The organism is Facklamia languida CCUG 37842 (assembly GCF_000245795.1).
GTDB lineage: Bacteria > Bacillota > Bacilli > Lactobacillales > Aerococcaceae > Facklamia > Facklamia languida.
Window position 1 is genome coordinate 148,002 of the sequence record NZ_JH601133.1, and the last position, 24,186, is coordinate 172,187.

The 24,186-nt window shown below is 43.7% G+C and carries 23 protein-coding genes, 1 riboswitch and 1 other annotated feature; of the genes, 3 read left to right on the forward strand and 20 right to left on the reverse strand.

The features are described 5' to 3' along the window. Nucleotides 1-11 precede the first annotated feature (11 nt). Nucleotides 12-1,193 (forward strand): hypothetical protein, encoded by a 1,182-nt coding sequence (locus HMPREF9708_RS00620; RefSeq protein ID WP_006307994.1) that lies wholly within the window; start codon nucleotides 12-14, stop codon nucleotides 1,191-1,193. A gap of 271 nt (nucleotides 1,194-1,464) precedes the next feature. Here the strand turns inward: HMPREF9708_RS00620 and rpmA are convergent, their stop codons facing one another. The 20 genes from rpmA to HMPREF9708_RS00720 form a co-directional block, all read right to left on the reverse strand. Further along, nucleotides 1,465-1,755 (reverse strand): 50S ribosomal protein L27, encoded by a 291-nt coding sequence (rpmA, locus tag HMPREF9708_RS00625; protein WP_006307995.1) that lies wholly within the window; start codon nucleotides 1,753-1,755, stop codon nucleotides 1,465-1,467. 12 nt (nucleotides 1,756-1,767) lie between these two features. Next, nucleotides 1,768-2,112, reverse strand: a complete 345-nt coding sequence (locus HMPREF9708_RS00630; RefSeq protein WP_006307996.1) for a ribosomal-processing cysteine protease Prp — start codon at nucleotides 2,110-2,112, stop codon at nucleotides 1,768-1,770. Further along, entirely contained in the window at nucleotides 2,112-2,423 is a 312-nt protein-coding gene (gene rplU, locus HMPREF9708_RS00635) for a 50S ribosomal protein L21 (RefSeq protein WP_006307997.1), read from the reverse strand. The genes HMPREF9708_RS00630 and rplU overlap by 1 nt, the downstream gene beginning before the upstream one ends. 38 nt (nucleotides 2,424-2,461) lie before the next feature. Then, nucleotides 2,462-2,533: a sequence feature (ribosomal protein L21 leader region), on the reverse strand. Nucleotides 2,534-2,889: 356 nt separating this feature from the next. Continuing rightward, a complete protein-coding gene (mgtE, locus tag HMPREF9708_RS00640) occupies nucleotides 2,890-4,215 on the reverse strand; it encodes a magnesium transporter (protein ID WP_006307998.1) in 1,326 nt (441 codons plus the stop codon). Nucleotides 4,216-4,378: 163 nt separating this feature from the next. Then, a riboswitch (M-box (ykoK) riboswitch) is annotated at nucleotides 4,379-4,537 on the reverse strand. Nucleotides 4,538-4,640: 103 nt separating this feature from the next. Further along, nucleotides 4,641-5,204: a rod shape-determining protein MreD gene (mreD, locus tag HMPREF9708_RS00645; protein ID WP_006307999.1), complete on the reverse strand. Its 564-nt coding sequence runs from the start codon at nucleotides 5,202-5,204 to the stop codon at nucleotides 4,641-4,643. Then, on the reverse strand, nucleotides 5,197-6,045 hold the full coding sequence (gene mreC, locus HMPREF9708_RS00650) for a rod shape-determining protein MreC (protein ID WP_006308000.1): 849 nt from the start codon (nucleotides 6,043-6,045) through the stop codon (nucleotides 5,197-5,199). Before mreC ends, mreD begins: the two co-directional genes overlap by 8 nt. Nucleotides 6,046-6,060: 15 nt before the next feature. Next, nucleotides 6,061-7,086 (reverse strand): rod shape-determining protein, encoded by a 1,026-nt coding sequence (gene mreB, locus HMPREF9708_RS00655; RefSeq protein WP_006308001.1) that lies wholly within the window; start codon nucleotides 7,084-7,086, stop codon nucleotides 6,061-6,063. 180 nt (nucleotides 7,087-7,266) lie between these two features. Next, complete coding sequence (radC, locus tag HMPREF9708_RS00660; RefSeq protein WP_006308002.1) at nucleotides 7,267-7,965, reverse strand: RadC family protein; 699 nt, start codon at nucleotides 7,963-7,965, stop codon at nucleotides 7,267-7,269. 46 nt (nucleotides 7,966-8,011) lie between these two features. Then, nucleotides 8,012-9,364, reverse strand: coding sequence for a bifunctional folylpolyglutamate synthase/dihydrofolate synthase (locus HMPREF9708_RS00665; RefSeq protein WP_006308003.1), 1,353 nt, complete (start codon nucleotides 9,362-9,364; stop codon nucleotides 8,012-8,014). Nucleotides 9,365-9,389: 25 nt separating this feature from the next. Further along, nucleotides 9,390-12,029: a valine--tRNA ligase gene (locus tag HMPREF9708_RS00670; RefSeq protein WP_006308004.1), complete on the reverse strand. Its 2,640-nt coding sequence runs from the start codon at nucleotides 12,027-12,029 to the stop codon at nucleotides 9,390-9,392. 383 nt (nucleotides 12,030-12,412) lie between these two features. Continuing rightward, nucleotides 12,413-12,910, reverse strand: coding sequence for a thiol peroxidase (locus tag HMPREF9708_RS00675; RefSeq protein WP_006308005.1), 498 nt, complete (start codon nucleotides 12,908-12,910; stop codon nucleotides 12,413-12,415). 85 nt (nucleotides 12,911-12,995) lie between these two features. Beyond that, nucleotides 12,996-13,937 (reverse strand): alpha/beta hydrolase, encoded by a 942-nt coding sequence (locus HMPREF9708_RS00680; RefSeq protein ID WP_006308006.1) that lies wholly within the window; start codon nucleotides 13,935-13,937, stop codon nucleotides 12,996-12,998. A gap of 48 nt (nucleotides 13,938-13,985) precedes the next feature. Next, entirely contained in the window at nucleotides 13,986-14,357 is a 372-nt protein-coding gene (locus HMPREF9708_RS00685) for a RidA family protein (RefSeq protein ID WP_269534835.1), read from the reverse strand. Between the two features lie 48 nt (nucleotides 14,358-14,405). Continuing rightward, the gene (gene thiI, locus HMPREF9708_RS00690) at nucleotides 14,406-15,614 is read right to left on the reverse strand and encodes a tRNA uracil 4-sulfurtransferase ThiI (protein ID WP_006308008.1); all 1,209 of its coding nucleotides are present in this window, start codon (nucleotides 15,612-15,614) and stop codon (nucleotides 14,406-14,408) included. A 12-nt stretch (nucleotides 15,615-15,626) separates the two neighbouring features. After that, nucleotides 15,627-16,766, reverse strand: coding sequence for a cysteine desulfurase family protein (locus HMPREF9708_RS00695; RefSeq protein WP_006308009.1), 1,140 nt, complete (start codon nucleotides 16,764-16,766; stop codon nucleotides 15,627-15,629). Between the two features lie 105 nt (nucleotides 16,767-16,871). After that, a complete protein-coding gene (locus HMPREF9708_RS00700) occupies nucleotides 16,872-18,596 on the reverse strand; it encodes a septation ring formation regulator EzrA (RefSeq protein ID WP_006308010.1) in 1,725 nt (574 codons plus the stop codon). Between the two features lie 320 nt (nucleotides 18,597-18,916). Continuing rightward, complete coding sequence (gene rpsD / locus HMPREF9708_RS00705) at nucleotides 18,917-19,525, reverse strand: 30S ribosomal protein S4 (protein WP_006308011.1); 609 nt, start codon at nucleotides 19,523-19,525, stop codon at nucleotides 18,917-18,919. A gap of 220 nt (nucleotides 19,526-19,745) precedes the next feature. Beyond that, nucleotides 19,746-20,447 carry a 5'-methylthioadenosine/adenosylhomocysteine nucleosidase gene (locus HMPREF9708_RS00710; RefSeq protein ID WP_006308012.1) on the reverse strand — a complete coding sequence of 234 codons (702 nt, stop codon included), beginning with the start codon at nucleotides 20,445-20,447 and terminating at the stop codon, nucleotides 19,746-19,748. 20 nt (nucleotides 20,448-20,467) lie between these two features. Then, entirely contained in the window at nucleotides 20,468-20,929 is a 462-nt protein-coding gene (locus HMPREF9708_RS00715; RefSeq protein WP_006308013.1) for a hypothetical protein, read from the reverse strand. Next, the gene (locus tag HMPREF9708_RS00720) at nucleotides 20,916-21,509 is read right to left on the reverse strand and encodes an NUDIX hydrolase (protein WP_006308014.1); all 594 of its coding nucleotides are present in this window, start codon (nucleotides 21,507-21,509) and stop codon (nucleotides 20,916-20,918) included. Before HMPREF9708_RS00720 ends, HMPREF9708_RS00715 begins: the two co-directional genes overlap by 14 nt. Nucleotides 21,510-21,678: 169 nt before the next feature. Here HMPREF9708_RS00720 and HMPREF9708_RS07820 point away from each other — a divergent pair, with 169 nt between their 5' ends. Together HMPREF9708_RS07820 and HMPREF9708_RS00730 are read left to right on the forward strand one after the other, a co-directional pair. Then, the gene (locus HMPREF9708_RS07820) at nucleotides 21,679-22,806 is read left to right on the forward strand and encodes a 5-bromo-4-chloroindolyl phosphate hydrolysis family protein (protein WP_006308015.1); all 1,128 of its coding nucleotides are present in this window, start codon (nucleotides 21,679-21,681) and stop codon (nucleotides 22,804-22,806) included. A 14-nt stretch (nucleotides 22,807-22,820) separates the two neighbouring features. Further along, entirely contained in the window at nucleotides 22,821-24,086 is a 1,266-nt protein-coding gene (locus HMPREF9708_RS00730; protein ID WP_040447688.1) for a toxic anion resistance protein, read from the forward strand. Nucleotides 24,087-24,186: the final 100 nt, after the last annotated feature.

Here is a 24,186-nt window from a genome sequence, read left to right on the forward strand (position 1 = left end):
TGTGAACCATCATGAACTATCAAAAGAAAGCCCTTCTAAATCTCATCGTTACCCTCGTCATTTTTGCTAGCATTGCGCTCTTTATTTTCAAACAGGACGGAGCCCTTCGAGCGCAACTGATTCCAATTAAAGGAAGCCAAACGCAAACGATCTATAGTCCCAATAAAATATTCTATCTAGAAGGAGAGACTGGGGCCTTTGCGACTATGAAATGGGGACTTATCCATGAGGATCAAGCCTACCCTATTCGGAGTAAATTCTCCTTCAAAAAGTCGGAATTTCTAGCCAACCCAGACATCCAAGCCTTAGAAAAAACAGACCCCGAATTTGTTAACCGTCTCACAGGACCTAACAACTACATCCTAAATGAGGATTACGGTCTCTTATACACCATCCCATTCGTTGACAATCAGCCACAAGGCAGTATCCACTTCACCCTATTAGACCGAGCGAGCCATCAAATAATAAGCAAGGAATTGAACCTACAAGGTGATCTAATCAATCAACGTGACCTCCAAATCTCATCCGTCCAGGCCCGCATCATCGACCAGCATTTGTATGCTTTAGTCAATGGCTACTCCCACCAAGATGGAAGTGCTGACTATCATATCTATCAATTAGACCTGAGTGATCCGGAAGCAGACTTCAAGTCAATCCACCAACAGAGTGAAGAAGAAAGCTCCCAATTCATAGGAAACTGGGAAATTTGGAACGATCGAAACATTGCCACTCCTGCCAAAAACGCTAGCTTGCAGGCCCCATATGTTGCATTAAACATACGTGATCAGGATCGCGACCCGCAACAGCAGTTTAAATACTTTGATTTAAAGGAACAGAAGTGGCAGGAAGCCTCTTTCACACTAAAGGATAAAGAAGCTAATGTTAGTTTGCTTGCGGCCACCCAAAATGATCTCTTCTTCTTGATCAACCGGGAAACCGGATCGGACTTAATCTCATACGACCTCCACAAGCAAAAGGCCAGCGACCCCTATCCTTTCGATGAAGCCATGCAAGACGGACTACCAGACTATAGTATGGAGGTCACTCAACTACAAGAGGATGGAACCTGTCAACTGCTAACCAGTAACCACACTATTGCGGAAATGGACTTAAAAACCGGTCAAGCCAGCTTCTTGGGCCAATATCGGTTTAAGGAAGGTTACCAGGAATACCTCTCGCTAAACAATTATTAAGAAAGCTAACCCACCAAAATCATGAGTGGATGACGACATTTATTAAAGGACAGTCTTCCTTCTTCCTTCCTTGAACTTAATAGAATGATAACTAAGATCCAGTGAAGACTGACTCCTGGCCTGCTCCGCCTGTCGCATGATGACTTCACAAGCTAAAAAAACTCAGTGGCCACAGCCACTGAGTTTTTTGGGTTTTATCATTTATTGGGTTGATAGAAGCAGATGACTTCCACCAAACCGGTTGAATAGGAACAGCTGATAAGAAAGCAAACTATGCTTCAACTGCTACTGGGTATACAGAAACTTGTTTTTGTTTCTTACCTTTACGTTCAAATTTCACAACGCCGTCGATTTTAGCGAATAATGTATCATCGCCACCACGACCTACGTTGTGTCCTGGATGGATCTTTGTTCCACGTTGACGGTAGATAATCGCTCCCCCAGTTACTTCTTCACCGTCGGCTACTTTAGAACCAAGGCGTTTAGCAATAGAGTCACGACCGTTTTGAGTCGAACCTCCACCCTTCTTCGTTGCAAATAATTGTAAATCTAATTTTAACATGAGCTGCACCTCCTAATGGTTATTCGTTATTATTCGTATATTTTCAGGATAAGTTTCTGCGATCGCTTCTAAAGCTAAAATGACGTGTCGCGTTAAGAGACGGACTGCTTCTCGCTTAGAAGGTTGATTGGTTTGACTCAGGTCGAGTCGCAAATATCCCCCTGCTTCCTGGTCGACATCCACTCTGACTGGAAGGTCTAAGAGATGGTCCAAAGAATTCTCAAAGGAAATGACCTGACTTGAAACCGCTGCGCAGACAATATCATGGCCATAGTCCCCATAGCCGGCATGACCCGAGACTTCAAGGAAATCAAGATCCCCTTCCTGATTCAGCCAACCGATGGTTACCTCAATCATTAGGCCTTAATCGCGTCAATTGTTAATTTAGTATAAGGTTGACGGTGACCTTGTTTGCGGTGAGAATCTTTACGACGTAAATATTTGAAAGTCACAACTTTCTTAGCACGTCCTTGCTTTTCGACAGTTGCTTCTACTGTTGCACCTGCTACTAATGGTGAGCCAACTTTTGTTTCGCCTTCGCCACCTACAAGTACCACTTCTTCAAAAGTAACCTTGTCTCCTTCAGCAACGTCTAATTTCTCAACGAAGATGGATTGGCCTTCTTCAACTTTAACTTGTTTGCCGCCAGTCTTAATAATTGCGTACATTCAAGCACCTCCTATAATATAGATTTTCGGTAGAAACTACCTACACTTAGACTCGCCATATTGAGTGGTCCAAGACACTTAGACTCAATGATGAGCGGTTGCAGTTGTGGTGCTACACAAATACAACAGACCTATTCTAGCAAAACACTACGAGACTGTCAAGCTTTGACCGCCTATTAAAAGTCGCTTTGTAAAAGGTAAAGGCCCTCCTGTCACAGCATGTTTAAGAAAAATATTTACTTAGTCCATTATCCTCTTAAAATCAATAGGAAAATAGATCAATAAAGACGGCAGTCCCATTTGCTTAATTAAAGGGGACCGCCCACTAAAGCTGAGTTTAGTGGGCAGTCCCCAGTGATTTGATTCATTTGCTCCTGTCTGCTTTTGGAGCGGTGCCACTCTTTTGTCAGATAAAAGCATAAAAAATTAGACATTTTGATTGGAAATTGATTAGCCTAACTTTAGCTTACAAGCCCAACAAAAGGGAGGCAATTTCAAAGTAGATCAAGAGCGAGAAAGTATCAACAACGGTCGTTAATATAGGACCAGCCATTACAACCGGGTCTTGTTTGAAGAAAGTCCCAACAAGGGGTAACATGCTGCCAACTAACTTTGCCATGATAATCGTCAATAAGAGCGATAATGAGACCGTCAGGTTCACCATCATCGAAACTTGGTCCATCACCATGATTCGAACCATATTAAGAAGTGCCATGCAAATTCCAACCATAATCGAAATCTCAAATTCTTTCAAAAAAATCTTGGCGGCATCCTTGAGCGCAACTTCTCCCAAGGTGAGTGAACGTATGATTACGGTCGTTGCTTGCCCTCCGGCATTCCCCCCACTATCCATCAGCATGGGGATATAGGCAGCTAAGATTACACTCCCCGAAAGAATCGCATCATAACGCTGAATTATATAGCCCGTTAGGGTCGCGGTCACCATCAGAATGAGCAGCCACACAATCCGCTTCTTGAAGTGAACAAAAGCGGGGACTTTTAGATAATCCTCATCGATTCCTCCCATCCCCTGCATCGATGCCATGTCTTCCGAGAATTCTTCTTCCATAACATCCAGCATAATATCAGCAGAGACGACTCCCACAAGACACCCCTCTTCATCGGTAACCGGCAGCAGGGAGAGATGATATTTATTCATAATATTTGAAGCAAACTCTTGGTCATCCAATGTTTTAACAGAGATGACATCAGTTTGAATAATGGTATTTAAATCGTCATGCGGATAACGAATCAGATCAGACAAGTATAAGTAGCCCACCAAGTGCTGGTTATGGTCGATCATCCAGATGATTTGTAAATATTCTGGATCGAACTTGGAATTGCTTAGCTTAGTTAAGATCTGAGCTTGATCTTCTTCAGCCAGACATTTGACCATTTCAACCCCCATGATCGATCCAACACTTTCCTCCGGATACCCCAATAATTGATTGATTAATGATCGCTTACTTCCATCTAATTGTCCGAGAAGCCGCTTCACTAAATTTGCTGGCAATTCCTTTATGGTATCAACCAGCTCCATTGAGTCCAAGTGGTGAACAACCACTCTCAGGTCTTCATCATTCAAGTGGTTCATCATTTCTTGCTTGTAGTCACGACTGAGTTCCGCAAAAGCCTCAGCCAATTGTTTTTTTTCAAGAAAATGACTCATCAGTAAAAACTCTTCTGAATCTAAGGTTTCCATATAAGCTGCCAAGTCAACCTCATGCAGCTGATTTAATCGGTTAACTTCAACCATCAAATCGTGTTTATTTAATTCGAGTAGTCCCTTCATTTTCATTCCTCATTTCACTATAAATTTGAGGTTTAGGTGAAGTTAATGACAGGCACCAAGGCACCGAGGGAACTGGACAATCATCACAACTCATCGAACCACTCCTTTATAATAAAATTCAATGAAAAAAACCCTACCACCAAGCGATAGGGTCTTAAAATCTTGAGCTATCAATCGTTCAAGCTTTAGCTTTGATAGGCGGTGAAATTACACTAGTCTAAACCTTATCGTCGATCCAAACTGTTAACCAACTCTCAATGTCTCCATCGATACGCGGTGGTAACCCATATCCTATCAGTAGCCTCACCTACCTCTTAATTAATATAACACTGGTCACAATTAAAGACAAGCTTACTGCAAGGATTACTTCTCCACCGTCTAGACTTTCTTATTTAGAAATCTATCAGTCCCTGGTTCCCTTCCGGCTAAAAAATAATATGATCATCATAGCCCAACCAGCGCAGGAGTCCACGCGTGGGTAGATACATAAAGAAGGAAAGGGCTGTATTGAAAATTAAAGTCGGTCCCAACCGCGTAAGAATATATTCCGTCAGGCTAAGATCTGTATAGCCAACCCGCAGGTAAAAGAAATAAACCAACCAATCGATCACTGTGATCGAAACAATAAAGAGCATGAAATGAATGATCGCATTACGAGGAAAGTACTTCCGAATCATCAAGATAAAATGGGCTAAAAGAAAATATAAGACTGTATAGATGCCTAGCAGGGTGGTGTTATAAGAGTCAGCAATTAGGCCAAAGACCAGAGCATACAGTTGAATATAAGAGTTTCGCAGGTAAAAGGCAAAGGCAATAATGTAATAGACCACTAGGTGAGAAATAATGGTTTGGTTTTGCCCAATAAAGGCCTTCGGGAAAAGCGTTGGTAGGGCTGAGTCAATGACTAGGCTGATCAAAAGAATCAAGGGCACAACTGCTTTGAGATTGCGCTCTAATTGATAGGTTTTTTTATTGAAGAGATTATTCACCCTGATCTGTCCCTTCCTTGATAATCACCGTCACAAAGCGAATATCATTCATCTCACCTGCTGGTTTAACTTTAATAATTTGAAAGAGGCCATAGGTGTCCATCTCAGCCGAGACCACTTCGCCCACTAATAAGGTCGAGGGAATAACCCCTCCTAGCCCGGATGTAATCACCCGGTCACCCGGTTTTACTTTAGCATCTGGTGCGACTTGGGTCATGATAAATTGCTTTTTGGTTGGATCATAGTCACTGATGACACCAATCGCTGAATTTCCTTTCTTATCCGTCTGAATCCGGGCAGAAACCATGCCTTCAGTGGACTGTTTGGAAGTGAGGAGCAAGACTTTACTTGAAGTCGGATAGACTTCAATCACACGGCCGATTAAGCCATTACCAGCCATAACTGCCATATTTTCTTGGATTCCTTGATTCGCTCCAACATCAACAATCAAGGTCTCCGTCCATTGGTCAGGATTTCGGGAGATGACGGTCCCGTTCTTAGTCGTAAATTCAGACAATAAATTCTTCAAGTCGAGCTCCTTACGCAGCTTCTCATTCTCTGTCTCTAAGTCCGAAATACGTACTTGCATCTCATTGACTTTGTCAATCTTTCCCTTAAGGGTCTCATTCTCTTCAAAGGTATTGATTAAATCATCGACTGATCCCACGAACTCGAGGACCATGTCCACTGGCTTAGAGAAAACCCGTCCTGTCCAAGCTACGGTCTCATTAACGGCCATCTTCACTACATTATTAGTTGAATTAAATAAAGAGAAAGCTACTAAGCTGACAATCACAATTCCACCAATGAGAATTGCAATTAATCGTTTATTATTAAACATTCTGGACCTTCTTTCTTAGAGGCGTAATTTTTGCTCAATCACTGCGGATTGTCGTGTTAATTCATCGAACAAGCGGCCCGTTCCTAATGCCACACTATCCAAGGGCAAATTAGCCAAACGAGTCGGCACCCCAATTTCAGCTTGGATTCGCTCTGGTAACCGTTTCAACAAGGCACTACCACCGGTTAAAACGATCCCCGTCTCCATAATATCAGCCGCTAATTCGGGAGGTGTTTGCTCAAAGACTTGCTTAATGCCATTGATAATCGGCACCATTCCATGATTAACCGCTTGAGCAACCATTGCAGCTGAAATCTTCGCACGAGCCGGCACTCCAGCCCCCATCTTCTGTCCACTCACGATGAGATGGTCTTGATCTTCCGGCTCCTGATAGTTCGCATTGCCCATGACGATCTTGAGCGTTTCAGCTGTGTAGTCTCCAATAATTAAGTGATAGTCTTGCCGAACAGCATCTTTAATCGCGTCATTCATAGCAGATCCTGCACTCTCAACGGTCAAGGATTTCACAATTTCACCATATGAAAGTGTGGCAATATCCGTCGTCCCCCCGCCAATATCAACAACCATCTTACCGCGAGGTTCTTCAATCGCCATCCCAGCACCAATAGCCGCCGCAAATGGCTCTTCCACAATCATGGCCCGGTTGACACCTAGCGACCGGATCGCATCAATAACGGCCTTTCGTTCAACTTTCGAAATGTTTGATGGGGCTGAAATGACAATTTCAGGCTTGGACAAGGAAAGGTTAATCGCTTGGTTTATAAAGTGAGCCAAAAGTTGTTTGGTGACACTCATATTGGCAATCACACCACGCTGAATGGGGTGGATCATCTCATAGGAATCGGAGGTCCGGCCTTGCAGGCGGTAGGCCTCCTTACCATAGGCTTCGATCGCCCCTGATTCTTTATCAATGGCCACAAGGGTCGGTTGACGTAGGACTATTCCCTTGCCCGCAATACAAATTACAGTGTTTGCCGTCCCTAAGTCGATTCCTAAGCGTTGTTTACCGAAGACTGCCATTGTCACCTCTCCTATCCCTCAAATAACTCCATAAATTATAGCAAAAATCCTGATCAAAAACTACCGTCGACCATCATTTGAAATGAGATCCAAGAGGTCCATGCTTGGTCATTCTCACGAAAGGGTCCTTATAAGGACGGAGTTTATTCAAGATAAATGCGGTTGAAAGACGGAGAATAATCAGTCGAAGAGGTCGGTCGCTTCTCTTAGACTAATAAAATGATCTGATCCGATAATCAAATGGTCCAACAGATCAATCCCCATCATCTCTCCGCAGCTAATCATTCGCTTAGTGAATAATAGGTCCGCCTTGGAAGGGTCGGGATTACCAGAGGGATGATTATGGGCAATAATTAAATGAGCTGTCGGATATTTAACAGCTTCCTTAAAAATTTCGCGTGGATGGGCAATGGAGGAATTAACCGATCCCATGAAGATCGTCTGTTTTTTGATCACCTCATTCTTGGAGTTTAAGCAGAGGACGATGAGGTGCTCCTGTTGTAAATCCGCCATTTCTTGAACCATCCATTGCCCCGCTTCCTGGCTAGAAAGAATCATCCCATAGCGGGGTAAAGTACTTAATTGAATCCGGGCACCGAGTTCGATTGCTGCTTGCATCTCAATCGCCTTGACAGGTCCAATTCCCTTTATTTGTTTGAGCTCTTGTAAGGATGCCTGCTTCAGTTCATTGAGACTGGCAAAATGGTTTAAGATCCGTAGGGCCAATTGATAGACATTTTCTTGTTTGGTCCCTGTTCTAAGTAAAATAGCCAGTAATTCATGGTTAGCCAGACTCTTAGCCCCTTTCTGGACGAGCCGTTCTCTTGGTCTTTGGTCATAAGGGATTATATTCGCAGTTTCCTGTTTAATTTGAGTCATAAAAAACCTCCTTTACTATAATTACAAGTGAAGGAGGTCTTACGCGCTATTCAGCTGTTTGCCTATGCTGCTTAAGAAAAGCCCTGGCTTCAGAAACAAAATAAAGGGAACCTGTGATAAGTAGAAGATCCTGTTTTTGGTCCTGATGGTCACGAATATAGTCCATTAAAAAGGTCTGCCAGTCCGGTAGATAGCTAGCTGGTCGACTGCCAGCCAATCCTTTCTGAGCCAAAATTTCTTCAAAATCTTTCTGGCCCATGGCCTCAAAGTGGTTGAAGCTGGTGAGATAGACTTCTTCAACCGGAAAACTTAATAACAAAGGAATTTGCTCCTTCTGATTTTTCTTCTTCAAGCCGCCATATAGGAGGGTAATTTGGTAATCCTTAAGATTCTCAGCGACAACTTGCTTCAAAGCCATCAAGCCTTCCATATTATGGGCCCCATCCAGATAGATGGCTGGCTGGGCATGGATCTTTTCTAAGCGGCCAATCCAGTGTGTCGATGCTAGACTGGTTATGGCCTTGGGCCAATTAATCACCCGGTCTTCAAGGGCCATCCAGGCCATAAAGGCCTCAAGCGAAGTCGTCGCATTGTGGATCTGGTGGTCCCCCATCATCCCGATGGTGACTTGGAGGTCCTGGGCAAGAAAATGTGCACTCCTCATTATAAACTGTGAACCGAGCGGTCCTGTTTCTTGAACCATTTGTACACCATAATCACGGTCCCATTGATAATGTTTGGCGTGATGGTCTTGTGCCCACTTGTCAATCACCGCTAAGGGACTGGCTTGAATCAGACCGGTCACGACGGGGCGGCCGTCCTTAATAATTCCCGCTTTTTCAAGCGCAATTTCCTCTAGCGTCTCCCCTAACATATCCGCATGGTCCATAGCAATCGATGTAATGATAGCCACTTGTCCCTCTAGGACATTGGTACAGTCATGCATTCCACCGATTCCTGCTTCAATCAGACAAATATCCGGTTGTTTTTCTTGGAAATAGAGACAGGCCATAATGGTAAACAATTCAAAGTAGATTAAGCGACCATACTCACTATTCTTCTCCATATAGTCATTGAGGTCGACCAACCGATTGGTTAAACGGATCAAATCTTCATCTGGGATTTCTTGATGATTAAACGTAATCCTTTCATTAAACCGCTCAATGTGAGGAGAAGTAAAGCTTCCAACTGAAAAGCCTTGACTCATCAGTAAGTCCCGCAAATAAGCAACGTTGGATCCTTTTCCATTAGTACCGGTAATATGAATGACTGGCAGATGCTGGTGTGGATTTTGCACATAGTCCAAGGCCTGATACATCTTGGTCATATCTGGACGGGGAATGGGATTGACTTGGTTTAATAACCAGTAAGTCGCCTCCTCAACACTTGTAAATTTCATGGCTGATGAAACTCCTCTATAAGATCTAAATTAATTGGTTTAATTCTTGGATTCGGTCTCTGACCGCTTGTAATTGCTTTTCATAATCGATTTTCTTCTGCCGTTCGCTGTCCACCAAGGCCTGAGGCGCCTTAGCAATAAAGCCTTCATTGGCTAATTTCTTATCTACCCGGTCCACTTCCTTGACCAATTTGGCTGCTTCCTGGTCTAATCGTTTAATTTCGTCTTCAATTTTAACGAGCCCTTTGAGTGGGATCAAAATCTGAGCGAAAGACAGGGTTTGGGTGACCATCTCTTCTTCAATCGTCGGGTCTAAATCAATAGTTAACTCCGAACAATGGCAGAATCGGTCAATATAAGCCCGGTTCGCTTGGAGTCGGTCCTTAACGCTGGGGTCTTCCACCTTGATGGTCAAGGCTAATTCTTTAGATAAGGGTGTGTGCATCTCATTACGAATCTGTCTAACTGCTGTAATCACTTCGATCAATTGACTCATCGCAACTTCTGCCGCTTCATCTTGGTAAGCCGTCTCCACTTGAGGATAATGAGCTGTTACGATGGAAGCTCCTTCTGGGGCAATTTGTTGCCAGATTTCCTCTGTTACAAAAGGCATGATGGGATGTAACAAGCGTAAGAACTGATCTAAGACATGGATTAATACGGACTTCGTCTTTATAGAATCTTGACTTGAATCTTGTAACTGTTCCTTGGTCATTTCAATGTACCAGTCACAGTAATCATCCCAGATAAAGTGGTAAAGCTGGCGACCGGCTTCACCAAATTCAAAACGCTCAAACAGTTGAGTCACGGACTCAATGGTCGCTTGTAGTCGAGAGAGGATCCAACGATCGGCTAGAGTCAAGTCTTGACCGATGACAATCGAGGACAGGTCCAAATCACCTACATTCATGAGGACGTACCGTGAAGCGTTCCAGATCTTATTAATAAAGTTCCAAGCGGCTCCCATCTTCTCAGTCGAATAACGAACATCTTGTCCTGGTGTTGACCCCGTTGATAGGAACCAACGTAGAGAGTCCACCCCATATTCATCGATAACATCCATCGGATCAATCCCATTGCCCAGCGATTTGGACATCTTACGTCCGGATTCATCACGAATCAGACCATGCAAGAGGACATGCTTGAAAGGACGGCGATGGGTAAATTCTAAGGATTGGAAGATCATGCGAGATACCCAGAAGAAGATAATATCATAACCGGTTACCAGGGTATCGGTTGGGAAATAACGGTCAAGATCGGCAGTCTGGTCTGGCCATCCCATCGTCGAGAAAGGCCACAAGGCAGATGAGAACCAGGTGTCTAAGACATCCGGATCCCGCTCCCAGTTTGCTTCATCAGCTGGTGCCTGTTCACCGACATAGATTTCACCTGTTTCACGATGGTACCAAGCAGGAATTTGATGACCCCACCACAATTGTCTCGAAATAACCCAGTCATGAACATTTTCCATCCAAGTTGTAAAGGTTTGTTCAAAGCGAGGCGGATAGAATTCCACCGCATCCTCTCCCTTTTGATTGTCTAAGGCTTTCTGAGCCAGGGGAGCCATCTTAACAAACCACTGAGTGGATAAATAAGGCTCCACCATAGCCCCTGTCCGCTCGGAGTGACCTACTGAATGCAGGTGGTCAACCACCTTGACCAATAAACCAGCGGCTTCAAGGTCTGCTACAATTTGCTTGCGCGCCTGGAAACGGTCCATTCCAGCATAGGCCCCGCCCTTGTCATTAATCGTGCCATCTCGATTCATTACATTGATACGTGGTAAGTCGTGGCGGTTTCCAACCTCAAAGTCATTCGGATCATGAGCCGGTGTGATCTTAACAACACCAGTACCAAAGTCCCGATCGACATAAGTATCCGCAATAATTGGAATCTCGCGGTTCACCAATGGTAAGAGAACCTTTTGCCCAATCAAGTGTTGGTAGCGTTCATCGTCAGGATGCACCGCAATGGCAGTATCGCCTAGGAGGGTCTCAGGTCGAGTTGTAGCAATTTCTACCTTTTCCTGGCTACCAACGATTGGATAATAAATATGATAGAAGGCGCCTTGGACATCCTTATGAATCACTTCAATGTCCGATAGAGCTGTTTGAGCCACTGGGTCCCAATTGATAATGTATTCACCACGATAGATCAAGCCCTTCTCATAGAGAGCAACAAAGACCTTGTTGACTGCCCGGTTGAGGCCTTCATCTAAGGTGAAACGCTCGCGGTCATAATCGACGGATACTCCCATCTTCGCCCATTGTTGACGAATAATTGTCGCATACTCTTCTTTCCAGTCCCAGGTCTTCGCCAGGAATTGCTCACGGCCCAGATCATGGCGCGATAGATTCTCTTCCTCTTTGATTCGGGCTTCCACCTTGGCCTGGGTTGCAATCCCCGCATGGTCCATCCCGGGCAACCACAGGGTGTCATAGCCTTGCATCCGCTTAGACCGAATGATCATATCTTGCAAGGTAACATCCCAGGCATGGCCGAGGTGTAATTTCCCTGTCACATTGGGAGGCGGAATAACAATTGAATAAGGCTTAGCTTTTTGATCACCTGAAGGCTTAAAGACTCCTTGATCGACCCATTCTTGATACTTTCCTTCTTCCACCGACTGAGGATGATATTTACTTGGCATTTCCCTTTTTTTCATATTGCACTTCCCTTTCTTCATTCAACCTAACTCAAGCAAAAGCAAACGTCCCATGCCTCAGCATAGGACGTTGATTTCGTGGTACCACCTAATTTTAGACTACTGTATGTAATCCCTCTTTCTTGTTATCGAAGATCTTCTCCGTAAAGCACTAATTCAATGTGTTCATACTTTATGACTCCAAGCTACCTTCGTTCTTAATAGGAACTTTCAGCCAGGGATTCCTTCTCTGTCTCGGTTAAGAACTACTCTTCTCTTCATAGTCTATTTATTAGGAATGTAGAGTCATTTTAACATGATTTATACGGTTAGACAAGATTTGCTTTAAAAGGACGGTCGAATGTCAAACAAAAATGCTAGCCCCTTCGGGCTAGCAGTGAGAATTATTGGAGGCGGTTAACCGTTTCAATGACAGGATCATAATCCGGTTGTTCAGAAACCTCTTCAACAATCTGACGATATTGAATTACGCCTTGAGGATCAACCACAAAGACGGAACGGGTTAGCAATTCTTTGCCCCCTAGATTAATCACCAGTCCATACTGGTCACCAAATTCTCCTGATTCATCGGTTAGGGTCTGAACATTTAAATGGTTATCTTCATTCCATTGCTTGAATTCAGACGGAAGATTGCGTGAAATCGTATAGAAATTCCAGTCCCCTTCTGCTGCCAATTCAGCAAATTTCTTGGTTTGCAGGTGGCAGGTTTGGGTCGTGACATCTGGTACCACACTCAAGACCGTCACTTTGCCTTTTAAGAGGTCAGCGAGTGATTGTTCTTGTCCTTGAATATCTTTGACTTTGGCATCAGGGGCTGAGTCGCCTACTTGAACTGGCTGTCCTTTTACTTCAATCGGGTCACCTAAAAATGTAACTTGCATATGTCGCATCCTTCCTTTCAAATTTTCACTTTTGATAAGCTACTTGTATTATACCACCTACAGCTTACTTCAGCTAAGAACCTGCTTAGAGGTCAGCTAAAAAGGCTAGGATCTTATCTAGATAGAGATCCGGATCTTCATAGAAATACATGGCGTGTTCCCCTTGGTCAAGCGTCCAGAGTTCCTTCTGCTTGGCAGCAGATGCCTGGTAAAGATCCTCTCCCATATGATAGGGGGTCATGTCATCGTTCTTGGCATGGATCACCAGTAAAGGGGTCGATGATTCATGGATTGCCTTTACCCCATCTGTTTGGTCAAATGAAAAGCCTTGAGAAAAACGTAAGCCCCAATCCCCTACCCATAATAAGTAGTCCATCGGCAAGCCAATTTCATCAATCATGTCTTCCATTTGGCGTTGAGTCATCTCCTTGCCATTACTCATCGGACTATCCAGAATCAAAGCCTGGACCTTGTCTTCCAATTCAGGAGCAGCTAGGGCAACCGTTCCCCCACCAAAAGATGCTCCCCAGACATAGAAAGGACCTTGGCCAAGTTCTAAGGCATGGTTGACAACATCTAGTAAGTCGTGACTCTCCAGAAAACCAAAGGTATTCGTCGATCCTGTATTATCACCCGAATTTCGCTGGTCATAGGCTATAAAGGAGTAGCCCGCTTTAATTAACCTTTCAGCCAGAGGATAGACACTCTCCTTAGTCCCCCCTAAATAATGAGTCAAGACAAAGAATCCTTTGCTTGAAGGATTGAGGTAATAGACAACAGGGATCGCATGATCCTTTTTTGAAGATTCCAGAGTGACGCGCTCAATTGAATAGTCCTTCTCAAAGGCTTCCCAATCGAAGTCGACCCCCTTTAAGAAATTCTCTGTTTCTTGCTTCGTCGATTGTGGGTCAGTAAGGTGGGTCAACTGATTAACCATCTGGTGACCGACGAAGACACATAAGGCAATTCCTGCCAACAAGATAAGGCCAAACAAGCTGAATATAATCCTTTTAATCCATTTCTTCATGATAGTCTCCTTTATAAAAAAACTATCCCTCACGGGATAGAAAGATAATTATAAGCTAGCGATGACTTCGATCTCAACTAAGACATTCTTAGGTAGAGTCTTAACTGCCACAGCAGAACGTGCTGGTTTAGACGTGAAATATTGACCGTAAAGCTCATTAAACACAGCAAAATCAGCCATATCTGCCAAGAAGCAGGTTGTCTTAATCACTTTATCAGCGCTAGAACCCGCTGCTTGTAATAAAGCATCGACATTCTTTAAAACTTGTTGTGTTTGGCCTTCAATATCGGTTGCTTCAACTGCATTGGTTGCAGGATCAATCGGAATTTGCCCAGAACAAAAGACCATCTCATTGATAACTTTTGCTTGTGAATAAGGTCCAATAGCTGCTGGGGCTTGATCGGTAGTGATAGTTTTGATTTCTGACATGATGATTCTCCTTTAATAATTTTGTCCAATGCGATGCAACTAGAGTAAATCGGTAAAGGCCTGTTGACTTGGATTCTGATAGTGGCGATCGATTTCAGTCGTCACGATCTCAGCCAGTGCCTCTTCCACCAATTCCTGGATTGGCAGTCGCTCTTCATACTCGAGTATGGTATGTAATCGGGGCTTGGTCCAGGGTGATTTTGGACTGAAGACAGTACAGCAGTCCTCATAAGGCTCATTTGAGATCTCATAGCTTCCAATTCGTTGTGCCAAATCTATTATATCATTTTTATCAGCAGAAATTAAAGGGCGAAGAATAAGAGATTGACTCACTTGATTGATGACCCGCATGGAATCAATCGTCTGTGAAGCTACCTGACCCAAGGATTCACCATTAATGATGGCATGAGCCTTACGTTCAATGACTAACCGGTCCATGATACGGAGCATGATCCGCCTCATCACTGTCATCGACATATTATCGGGCACCTGGTCTTTGATGGCGAGTTGTACCTTGGTAAAGGGAACCTCATGGAAGGTCAGGGAAGTCGCATATTGAGCCAAAACACCGGTCAGTCGCTTGGCCTTCTCCAAGGCTTGCGGACTCGTATAAGGCGGACTGGCAAAGTGGACCATCTCCAAGGCCATCCCTCGCTTAATCATCTCATAACCCGCAATGGGTGAGTCAAATCCCCCCGACAACATCAAAAGTCCCTTGCCGCTCGATCCATAGGGTAAACCGCCCATCCCAGGGTAGGAAGTTAAGCTAAGATAGGCTTGGTCTTGCTGAACTGAAACCACCAACTTGTGATCAGGCTGTCGCATGGCAACTTTAAGTTGCGGGAAGGCGTCTAAGATATCCCCACCGACTTCTCTTTGAATCGCGAGACTATCATAGGGAAAGGTCTTATCAGACCGTTTAGCTACAACCTTGAAGCTTGCTTGCGAATCGAGTTGAAGGTCGCTAAATAAATGAACAGCCGCTTGTCGAATCACCGCAAAATCGCGCTCAACAGGATAGACTGGCTCGAACCGTTGGATGCCCGGAATGTTTTTTAGGATTTCAATCAGGTCTTCATAGGGTGTTTCTTCCCACTGTAAATGCATAAAATCATGGTGAGGTAAAATTTTGATTTTTTCTAAGTGACGTGTCTGATAGCGAATATGTTCCGCCATTTTTTGTTGAAAGGACTTACGATTGCGTCCTTTAGTAGAAAGTTCACCGTAATGAATTAATATTTGCTTCAATGACTTACTCCTTTACGCTTGATTCACTTGATGGGTTACGACTGGAATGGCCGCTAAGAGCCGGTCAATCTGGTCCTGACTAGTTGTCGATGCCATGGAGATCCGGATGGCTGACCGGGCGACCTCCTCTGCCACCCCCATTGCATGTAAGGTCACATGGGAAGAGGCCTTGCGGCTGGAGCAGGCAGAGGTCGTCGACACCATCACCTGCTCCTGGGCAAAGGCATTCACCAAGACCTCGCCTGGAACACCCGGATAACTGGTACAGATAATATGACCAGTCGTCTGGGCTCCCCCAAAGACTTGCCAGCCAGACGCTTGCAGAACTTTAACCACTTGATGACGGAAGCCTTCAAGCTTCGCCCGGCTTTCTTCTTGAATTTGGTCTGCTAAACGCAAGGCCTTGGCACAGGCAGCAATCGCAGGTAAGTTCTCAGTGGACGATCTGAGTCCCCCCTCTTGCCCACCTCCATAGAGTAATGGCAGCTTAGGCACCCGCTGTCGCATGGCCAGGATTCCAACTCCCCGCACTGAATGAAATTTATGGCTGCTCAAGCTTATCAGGTCAATCCGGTTGTCTTTAAGCAGGGATAAGTGACTTGTCACTGCTTGAATCCCATCCACATGCCAGAGAATCTGGGGATGGTCTGCTAGTAGAGCGGCAATCGCCTTCAAGGGTTGGATGGTTCCCACCTCATTATTAACGGCCATGGTTGAGACCATTAATACCTGGGAAGTCAACAAAGTCCTGAACTGGTCTAGGTCTATTTGCCCTTGTCTATCAACGGGAAGTAAGACCACCTCGAAACCCAAGCCCTCTAACTGGTCCACCTGTTGGAGAATGGAGGCATGTTCAACAGCCGATATCAGAATTTGATGACGGGTTGGATGATACTTTCTTTGAGCTTGTGCAATTCTTTGTAGGGCCCAGTTATTGGATTCTGTTCCCGAGCTGGTGAAGTAAATTTCATCTGACTCGAAGGCTAATATTTGAGCGACCTGACTGCGAGCTTGGTCTAGGAGGGCATGGGCCTGGTCTCCTAATGGATGGGGACTGGATGGGTTGGCAAAATAATCCTCAGCCACTTTGACATAAGTTGCCAGGACTTGTGGGTGGACGGGAGTCGTTGCGCTGTGGTCAAAATAATCCATGAGTCTTCCTCTCTTTTTTTCACTGAAAACTAGACTACCCTCTCATTAAATAAGGGCATGAAAAAACCGAACAGTTCCATTAAGGACCTATTCGGATCGATCGAATTAGTACATCCGATGCTTTTTCTCTTGATGATACATGCGGCGAACCTGGGTTGGTGCATCTGGATCCACCCGACGTAAAGCCTTCTCAATGATCGCTAAGGCTTCCGTGAAGCGGAACTCTTGGTAGAAGAAGTATTGGGCTTCCTTAATCGCTTGATCCATTTCAGGATAATCATATCGGAAACGGTTAGAATGCTGAATCATATACTCCGTCAAGAGGGCTGAATCAATTGTTTCTTCAGTTAAAGCCTCAAGATCTTCCATATCTTGTTGCAAGTTCATCTCGAGCTCTTCAATCTGACTCATATCCACACGCACACGGTTCAACTGCTGGGACAAGGTTTCAATCTGATCCGTTACTTTATAGAATAACTGATAATAAGTCTCATGTAGACCAGGTAAATGATTCTTCTCTAAGCGACGTTTCATATTACGAAGGTCTAATTCATAAAGATCCAGATTTGACTTAGATTCCTTCTCTTGGCTGGTAAGTCCGGATAAGGACTTAACTAACTGGTTCTGTTGGTCAGAGATCTCTTCGATATTTCGCTCAATCTTACGCATTGATGATTCAATTTGAGTAAAGACGGCATGATTTTGATTCATGTCTTCTTGGAGGTCTTGGAACTTCTTCACTTCTAGCTTAATCTGTTCCGTTAAGTCATTTACTTGATCCACTTCATTATGATGCAGAATATATGATTGAGAGATTCGGTCCACTTCAATTCCTGCATACCGGTTGTTTTCTAGAACTGCATTAATGCGACTTTCGAGTTGGTGGAGGTGACTATTCACATAACTCTTAGCCGCAATTTCTGACTCCATCATCTCATAAAGAGCATTGATTTCCCGATCAGCCTTATCCATCAGGGTTTTAGCATCCACTAGGTCTGCTTTTTTAATTTTCTGCTTGGCTTCATTCAATTGTTCTTGAATCTTTTCAATTTCTTCAGGGACACTCACACCCTCGAAGTTGAACTTACTGGTCACCATCTTCTCATAACCTTCACGTAGGTCTTCAAGTGAATCCTCATAGTCCTTCTTGATCTGGTCGTACATCATCGGGATCTTCTCAAGAATCTCTTCGAGTGAGTCCATCTCAGCGTCGATTGTATCTAGCATATCTTGGCCTTCTAGGTGGTCGCCATTACTAGTAAATTCATTATACTTGGTGAAGTTCAATTCGAGATATTGTAAATTCTTCTCGAGCGTCTCAATTGCAGGACCAAAATCAAAAGAATGGTTCATGACACGTTTACGCGCTTCTTGATAGCGATCAAGCAAAGTCTCATAGCGTTCCTGGTTGTCATTTTCGGTCGTCAAGAGATGTGATAGCTCATCATGGAGTCGTGTGACTTGCCCTTCTGTCTCATCGAGGATTTCACGGGCTTGATTTAAGGCATTCTTGGCCTTGACCAGGTTCATCTGCTCAACAAACTGTTCTGATCCAACCAGAGCTGCCTCAATCTCAGTAAATTGAAAATTGGTAATTGTTTGCCAGTTGGCGACTAAGCTTTCATATTTGCGCTTCGTTTGCCCTGATAAGTTCATATTTTTTAAAGTGAAGAGCTGGTCGGCAATAGAAATTGACATCATTTCATCTTTTCTTTGCTCTAATTCTTTAATTTCTTTCTTTCGTTGTGTCCGGAAAAAGTAAATTAACCCATAAATTAAGAGTATGATCACAACAATGATGAATAAAATGTCTGTGAATTTTAAGCTCATACCGTCTCGCTCCTCTGCTTATTTTATCTTATTTAGCTCTCACTATGTTCAGTTCATAATTAATCACGCTACATTATATCATTAAAATCTTCACTTTTAAAGTAAATCGCTTATTTAATCGAGCAAATCAAGCGGGTCTATACTCCTTCATCCTTACAATTTGCCTTCATTGATCTCTCTCTTTTACCTATCCTCTATGGTCCTATAACGTAAAAAACTAAGCAGGACATCCTGCTTAGTTTTGACACCAATAAACTAACCACTGACTTTGAGCGAGGTAATGAAAGTTCCTCGGCCTAAAAGTCTCTGTTCTTTTATGATTAGCCTAATTTGTTATAGTATTCAACGACTAGGGCTTCATCGATTTCAGCATTTAGTTCACTTCTTAAAGGCAGACGAACGAAAGTTCCTTCTAATTTGTCTGCGTCAAAGTTAACAAACTCTAAACGAGAAATAGTTGCTTCGACAGCTTCCTTGATAATGGCAAGGTCACGTGAACGTTCGCGCACTCCAATCACTTGACCAGGTTCTACCAAGTAAGATGGAATATCCACTCGCTTGCCATCAACTGTGATGTGACCATGGTTTACAAGTTGACGTGCTTGACGACGTGTCGTTGCAAGTCCTAAACGGTAAACAAGATTATCTAAGCGACGTTCAAGTAAGATCATGAAGTTCTCACCGTGTTTACCTTCTGTAATCTTACCTGCCCGTTTAAATAAAGTCGCGAATTGACGTTCATTCAAACCGTACATAAAACGTAATTTTTGCTTCTCATTCTTTTGAGTCGCATATTCAGATAATTTCTTGCGTTGGTTACCGTGTTGCCCTGGTGGGAAAGGACGTTTTGATAATTCCTTGCCTGTTTCAGTTAATGAAATCCCTAAACGACGAGATTGTTTCCATGATGGTCCTGTATAACGTGACATATTGACATTCCTCCAGATAATTCTATTTGGAGTAAAATAATCCTTTAGAAAACCGAATGCGTGCAGTCCAAACTTCACCTTCTGCAGCCGCGGTTACTGGTTCGCCTATAGCGGTAGACTGTTGACGCGCTTTCTTTTTCTATGCTGCATTATTTTACACTTAGACTATTATACAGATCTAAGGAAATATTTCAAGTACTTATTCCCTTGATCCAAAAAATTATTCTGACACTTGGTCGATAAAAGTTAAAACAATCTGGGCTGAGACTGATCCAGCTAAAACTAGAAACTCATCAAACGACAGCGTTGCCTTTTGATCACCAGCATCTGAAATACATCGGACAATAACGAAAGGGATCCGCAAAAGGTAAAGCGCCTGAGCAATGGCAGCGGACTCCATCTCAACTGCCCGAACGGTGGGAAAATTGCCCCGAATCTTAGCAACCTCCTCTGGATCATTGACAAATTGATCGCCTGAAGCGATTAGTCCGACCACCGGTTCGATTTCAAGAGTCCTAGCCGCTTGTCTTAAGGCTTGGATCCCTTGAGGATCCGGATAGTAGACTTCTGGCATCCCAGCCATTTGGCCGATTTGGTAACCAAAGCCTGTCACATCCACATCGTGATGGACAAGGGCCTGGGCAATAACGACATCCCCTACTGCTAGTCCTTCATCCACCCCCCCAGCTGTCCCCGTATTCATGACAAAATCTACTTCAAACTTCTCAACTAGGAGGACGGCTGTTACACTGGCATTCACTTTACCGATTCCGGAACGGACGATGACAACTGACTGTTGACCAATCATTCCTTCATAAAAAGTGAAGCCATAAATCGAATGGTCGCTTCGTTCGGACATGGCTGCCAAAAGATGCTGGATCTCCTCATCCATCGCACCAATGATGCCAATTTTTTTTATCATGATATCACTCCTTCTTATGATTATGCGAGAAAGGCAATCAATAAAACAAGGATCAACAAGGCACCGGTAATCAGAATTCCATTATTGAGGAAATGGTCGATTTTTGCTGAATACTTGGCTCGCCGCTGGTAAGGGGGAGGCGTTTGACTCAAAAGATCTTCTTCATTCCTCCAGTCGGCTTGTACCCTTGTCGGTAAATCTGGATCCAGGTTAAGACTATCGACATCATGGGGCGGGTATGGTCCTTGCTGGGCATCGAAGTCCTCCATTAAAAAGTCTTCATATCCCTCCCATTCATTCCACTGATTCTCTGCTTGATAAACAGCATCCGAGTCGAGTGTGTCTGGCTGGACGGAAGTCCTGTCAAGGGTGAGTCCTTGGTCATACTCCTCTTCCACTTGATCCTTGTCTGAACTTTCCTTGTAATTTAAATAGTCTTGATAGTGCTTTTTGGCCCGTTGACGACCTTTAAATAAAGACATCTCTTTCCATCCCTCCTAACCAGATTTGCAAGGCATAGAGCGTCTTGAGATCCACAATTTCACCCTTTTTCAGCATCTCACTTATTTCTTGCCGGTTGTAAACTTCCCACTCAACCGCTTCATCGTCATCTTGGTCCTTAGGGTCTTCAACCACAGACAGGTCTTGGGCTAAAAAAAGCGTAATTTCTTCATCTAAATAACCTGGTGAGACAAAAAAAGTCGGCCCCTTCTTCCAACAACCCGCTTGATAATGGGTTTCTTCTTCAAGTTCCCTCTGGGCAGCCGATAAGGGTTCTTCTAATTGCCCTTGTAGGCGGTCGATTAAACCAGCGGGAATCTCATACAGATTCTTACCTGCTGCTGGCCGATATTGATTGACTAAAACAACCTGATCCTCATTGGTCACTGCCAGCACACAGACAGCAGGCCCATGGTGAATTAATTCCCGGTCAACCACTAAGCCATTCGGTAATTGGACTTGATTGACATATGCTTGTAGGATTTGCCCTGCAAAGACTTGTTGAACACTTTGCGTTGCTGGGCTCTGGTTAAAAGGAATTGCTTCAGGGGATTTCTCCATTCATTTCGCCTACTTTCTCTTTATTTAGTTCGATTGTAGCGAGTCGAAGTCCGACTTGCAAGCCAGTCGAGCTAGGAAAAGCAAAGCCCTCACTCAAGATAGGCCTCAAGACCGATCTCCCTCAATGAACCCTATGGTATCCTTTATTTAAGTTAAGGAGGTTTTTATCATGTTTCTCAATCTAATTGGACCAATCTATCTCGTCTGTTTAGGACTCGCCCTATTTAACTGTCTGCGTCAGTTTACACATTTCACTAAACAAAGTAAAAATATCAGTGAGATAAAGGGGGCTAAGATCCGCCAATCCCTCATTTTAAATCTACTCATCGTTCTGGTTCCCATTGTGATACCCATTATGGCTCAAACCAATTTACGGATCCTTGCCATCCTTTGTCTACCAGTTCTCATGGCGAACATCGTCCTTTCGCTTGCTTTTTATGCCATTCGACAAGTCAGTCAAGCCCGCTTTTTATCTTTCTTCTACCATACAGGACAAGTTTGTATCCTCTTAACTTGCTCTGTTTTATCAGATTTTATGGGTGGTATGAGTGGACCAGACTATCTGTCTTCAAGTGAATTTTTTGCTATTTCTGTCTATCTGATCCTAGCCGTACTCTTTGCCTCCGCTATAGTCGGTGCGATTGCTATGATTTTCTCAAGCAGAAAAAATCCTCGACCCTTATTCAACCTACAAAAACGAGACCCTCATAAGCATGTTAGTTCAAACATGTTACACCACTACCATCAAGCGGGTCTCTCTAATCAAGAAATCGAGACCTTCCGTCAAGAAATGGCCGAGGCGCAAAACCATATCCTTCGAATTGAAGAAAACTTCCAAAAGACAGCTAAAATGCGAGCCATTGAGCTCCATTACAATATCTTAAAAGTCGCTAAAAATTACTTTAAAGATATTGTGGCTCAACCTAAACGCTTCGTAGCTGCCAGTCATTTCACCTTAACCCTTCTGCCTCAACTTGATGATCTGCTAAGTAAGTATAATGAAATTAATTCCCATGTCGCTAAAAACAAGCAAACTTACCTCATCTTAGAAAAGAGTGCTCAAACCATTGACCAGATCTGCCAGGAGATTATTTCAGACTATTTGCACTTTCATGAAAATAAATATCAAGCCCTGGAAGATGGTATAAAACTAGCCGATCGGACCCTGAAACACCACTCTAGTCAAGATCCGATCAATTGGACGGATCAAGACGAAGACCTGGATGCTAATGACCCTTTTGACCTAAAGCCAAACCAAGATTCGCTCATGACGGGCGAACCAGACCTTGAAGATTAAGTATCAGAACGGAGATGAACCACATGACGGACCAACCACGTGACCCCTTCTCAACCCCTTCATCTTTTGATGAAATTGATGACCTCTTAACCAATCCCTTTGATGAAGAACAAACCAGCTCACAATCTGTCAACCTTCACAGTGAATTAGCTGAAGCCGCTCTGCTTGCAAAACGTAATATGACTAATGAACGAACGATTGATCGATTGCCCGACCACCGACAAGACCAAGCGCGAAAGTTGGCTAAGCAGATTGATGAGAAAAACCTCGCAGGCGTTATCTCCTACGGAGCCAAAGCCCAGAAAAAATTAAGTGAATTCTCCCATAATATGCTTCACAATGTGCAATTGAAAGATACAGGGGAAGTTGGGGATATCCTCACCGAATTGATGACCACCCTGCAAACATCAGACCCCAAGGAATTAACTGCCAAGCCAAGTTTATTTAGCCGAGTCTTTGGCCAAGTTAAGGCTTCAATCAGCGATACTCAGATTAAATATCAAAAGATTGGCCACCAGTTAGACAAGGTCGTGATTCGTCTCGAGCGTGAGAAGAATGAGTTGTTAAATGATAATATGCAACTCGAACAACTCTACCAAAAGAACAAAGACTACTTCGATGCCCTGAATATTTATATTGCAGCTGGTGAGCTCAAGATAGAAGAACTCCAAAGTGAGATCATCCCTCAAGCGATTGAGAAGGCCAGTCAAACCAACAGCTCAATGGATGTTCAAGAAGTCCATGACTTAAATCAATTCTTGGAGCGCTTGGATAAACGAACTCATGACTTACGTCTAACACGTCAAATGACGATTCAACAAGCTCCTCAAATTCGGATGATACAAAATACGAATCAAGCCCTGGCAGAAAAAATTCAGGTTTCAGTTCATACATCAATCCCCCTCTGGGAAAATCAAATCACCATTGCCTTAAGCTTATTACGCCAACAGGATGCTGTGACCTCTCAACGAATGGTGTCTGAGACGACCAACCAATTGCTGCGTAATAATTCTCAGATGCTGAAACAGTCCGCCGTTGACACAGCCCGCGAAACAGAGCGCGGAATCATTGACCTTGAAACCCTGCAACAAACTCAAAAAGATTTGATTGAAACCATCGAATCAACCCTTCAAATTCAAGCCGATGGGCGCAGACAGCGTCAGGCAGCTCGGCAAGAACTTGAAATGATGGAAGACCAACTACGTCAACGATTAATTAGCCTTTCAGATGAACAAAAGCAACAAAGTCAAAGCCAACCAGCAGATTTTGATGGCTTTTAGCTCATCAGATCATCTAAATAATAAATTAAAAAAAGATAGATAGAGCCTGCCATCATTAAAAGAATAAAGACACCGAACACTTAATCACTAGAGTATCATC

Excerpts from the sequence above, each read along its gene's own strand:
- HMPREF9708_RS00620 (WP_006307994.1), top strand. The coding sequence starts at position 12 with ATGAACTATCAAAAGAAAGCCCTTCTAAATCTCATCGTTACCCTCGTC.
- rpmA (WP_006307995.1), bottom strand. The coding sequence starts at position 1,755 with ATGTTAAAATTAGATTTACAATTATTTGCAACGAAGAAGGGTGGAGGT.
- HMPREF9708_RS00630 (WP_006307996.1), bottom strand. The coding sequence starts at position 2,112 with ATGATTGAGGTAACCATCGGTTGGCTGAATCAGGAAGGGGATCTTGAT.
- rplU (WP_006307997.1), bottom strand. The coding sequence starts at position 2,423 with ATGTACGCAATTATTAAGACTGGCGGCAAACAAGTTAAAGTTGAAGAA.
- mgtE (WP_006307998.1), bottom strand. The coding sequence starts at position 4,215 with ATGAAGGGACTACTCGAATTAAATAAACACGATTTGATGGTTGAAGTT.
- mreC (WP_006308000.1), bottom strand. The coding sequence starts at position 6,045 with ATGTTTAATAATAAACGATTAATTGCAATTCTCATTGGTGGAATTGTG.
- mreB (WP_006308001.1), bottom strand. The coding sequence starts at position 7,086 with ATGGCAGTCTTCGGTAAACAACGCTTAGGAATCGACTTAGGGACGGCA.
- radC (WP_006308002.1), bottom strand. The coding sequence starts at position 7,965 with ATGACTCAAATTAAACAGGAAACTGCGAATATAATCCCTTATGACCAA.
- HMPREF9708_RS00665 (WP_006308003.1), bottom strand. The coding sequence starts at position 9,364 with ATGAAATTTACAAGTGTTGAGGAGGCGACTTACTGGTTATTAAACCAA.
- HMPREF9708_RS00670 (WP_006308004.1), bottom strand. The coding sequence starts at position 12,029 with ATGAAAAAAAGGGAAATGCCAAGTAAATATCATCCTCAGTCGGTGGAA.
- HMPREF9708_RS00675 (WP_006308005.1), bottom strand. The coding sequence starts at position 12,910 with ATGCAAGTTACATTTTTAGGTGACCCGATTGAAGTAAAAGGACAGCCA.
- HMPREF9708_RS00680 (WP_006308006.1), bottom strand. The coding sequence starts at position 13,937 with ATGAAGAAATGGATTAAAAGGATTATATTCAGCTTGTTTGGCCTTATC.
- HMPREF9708_RS00695 (WP_006308009.1), bottom strand. The coding sequence starts at position 16,766 with ATGGATTATTTTGACCACAGCGCAACGACTCCCGTCCACCCACAAGTC.
- HMPREF9708_RS00700 (WP_006308010.1), bottom strand. The coding sequence starts at position 18,596 with ATGAGCTTAAAATTCACAGACATTTTATTCATCATTGTTGTGATCATA.
- rpsD (WP_006308011.1), bottom strand. The coding sequence starts at position 19,525 with ATGTCACGTTATACAGGACCATCATGGAAACAATCTCGTCGTTTAGGG.
- HMPREF9708_RS00710 (WP_006308012.1), bottom strand. The coding sequence starts at position 20,447 with ATGATAAAAAAAATTGGCATCATTGGTGCGATGGATGAGGAGATCCAG.
- HMPREF9708_RS00715 (WP_006308013.1), bottom strand. The coding sequence starts at position 20,929 with ATGTCTTTATTTAAAGGTCGTCAACGGGCCAAAAAGCACTATCAAGAC.
- HMPREF9708_RS00720 (WP_006308014.1), bottom strand. The coding sequence starts at position 21,509 with ATGGAGAAATCCCCTGAAGCAATTCCTTTTAACCAGAGCCCAGCAACG.
- HMPREF9708_RS07820 (WP_006308015.1), top strand. The coding sequence starts at position 21,679 with ATGTTTCTCAATCTAATTGGACCAATCTATCTCGTCTGTTTAGGACTC.
- HMPREF9708_RS00730 (WP_040447688.1), top strand. The coding sequence starts at position 22,821 with ATGAACCACATGACGGACCAACCACGTGACCCCTTCTCAACCCCTTCA.